Genomic DNA, 1,687 nt, shown 5'->3' on the forward strand with positions numbered 1-1,687 from the left:
ATGCAGGATGATCCTGGTGCCATCCGGTAGGGCCGCCAATTACAGGCGGTTTGTACAAAAATTGATCATGCCAGATTCGCAATTTGTTGGATCTGCTTAATTGAGCCACTTCACTGCAAACTTTCAAATTGGCCGCGTGATTCAAGTACGCTTCGCTTGCCATCCATATATTCACTATCTGTACAACCGTTTTTGATTGGCTCATGGAAACGCCATATTCGGTATTGCCGTCCACCAGATTTCTATTAAGAACAGGCTTTTTGGTCGACTTTCCAGACATGACTAATTCAGCTTCCTCTCGGAGCAACTCAACCTCCTGATCATTTAATAGGATATCGCCCTTAATAAAACCTTTCTCATCAAACTCTTGGATTTGCTCTTGTGTTAACATTTAATCCACTCACTCTCCTGTTATTTGCTATCATTTGAATCTATAACAAAGATTAACACGTGGGAATATTACAGTCTTTAGGGATTCAGGAAGGTTTTTTGCACATTTAAAGGATAATGATCGCAAGGAACAATTACTATTGTATATACCGAATGTTTATGTTCAAATAGAAACAAATTCCATAATTAGAGAGGGAGATAGGGTATGCAAAACATTATCCATCTGGGAGTTTTATCAAATTTGAAGCTGACAGTTAATTATGTAAACCACTCGATTTCTCTTCCCGGACAGCAATGGGGGCCACGCACGATTCCAGACAGCCAATTGCTTTTTGTTGTCGCAGGTGGGCGACACTTACCCTTGGAAATCAGCATATCTCTCTAACTGCCGGAGAATGTGTATTTTATGGTGCTAATTCACCACATAAGATAATAAGTTCAGAGATTGACCCCTGCACTTTGACAAGCATTCACTTTAGTTGGGATAAGGAATCACCGGAGCCGGTTTCTCCGATGGATAATATCATTACCTGCAGCGCTAAAGATCTTGCCTTGCCTGCACAAATCTATACAATTAACGTTGATGGCTACGGAGATTTTGTGTATCCCCATCACTTTTTGATCACCAATCTGGAAAGTTACTTTAATCAAATTCTTCGAGAGTTCAGATTTGAAGAGAAAGGGTATATTACTAGTCTCAGAGGGTTAATGATGCAGTTGATCGTAACGATTATCCGTCATCAAATCAATGGATACAATTCATCTGCACAATGGCGAAAAGTTGCCCCGGCCCTGGAAGTTATTAGGAAACAACCGCAACTGGATTGGTCAATTGCTGACTTAGCTAAGTTGTGCGGGTATCATCCATCTTACTTTACCGCAATATTTAAAAAGACAATCGGCTATTCACCTCTTCGTTATTTAAACTTAGAACGAATTCGCAAGGCAAAGGAATATCTTCTCGAAGCGGAATCCGTCGAGAAGGTTGCGGAACTATTAGGTTATACAAGCATCCACTACTTTAGCCGGAGTTTCAAGAAAATAACCGGTGTTACTCCAACGAGATTTAAACAGCATAGTATCCAGCTATAAATGAACGGGAGGGGAGAGCCCTTATGCATAAATATAGCTTTCTTGAAAATCTATTATTTCCGCCTGCCTATATAAACGAAAAGAAGCTCAGACGCAAATTAGAAGGAAAGACTATTCTGATAACAGGTGCGAGCTCGGGCATAGGAGAGCAATTGGCATATCTGCTCGCGGATATTCAAATTCATATGATTTTAGTCGCTAGAAC

Annotated in this window: 2 protein-coding genes and 1 pseudogene; 2 read left to right on the forward strand and 1 reads right to left on the reverse strand. The window is 40.5% G+C overall.

All coding sequences use genetic code 11. From position 1 onward, the window contains the following. Window positions 1-391 (reverse strand): phytanoyl-CoA dioxygenase family protein (locus AC1DWN_RS33425; protein WP_477563134.1); only part of this gene is annotated, 391 nt, incomplete at its 3' end. A 512-nt stretch (window positions 392-903) separates the two neighbouring features. Between AC1DWN_RS33425 and AC1DWN_RS33430 the strand changes: the two genes are divergently transcribed. Together AC1DWN_RS33430 and AC1DWN_RS33435 are read left to right on the forward strand one after the other, a co-directional pair. Then, entirely contained in the window at window positions 904-1,482 is a 579-nt protein-coding gene (locus tag AC1DWN_RS33430) for a helix-turn-helix transcriptional regulator (protein WP_477563135.1), read from the forward strand. A gap of 23 nt (window positions 1,483-1,505) precedes the next feature. Next, window positions 1,506-1,687: pseudogene (locus AC1DWN_RS33435) on the forward strand (SDR family NAD(P)-dependent oxidoreductase); the annotation flags it as partial.

The organism is Paenibacillus sp. P4_A7 (assembly GCF_056402455.1).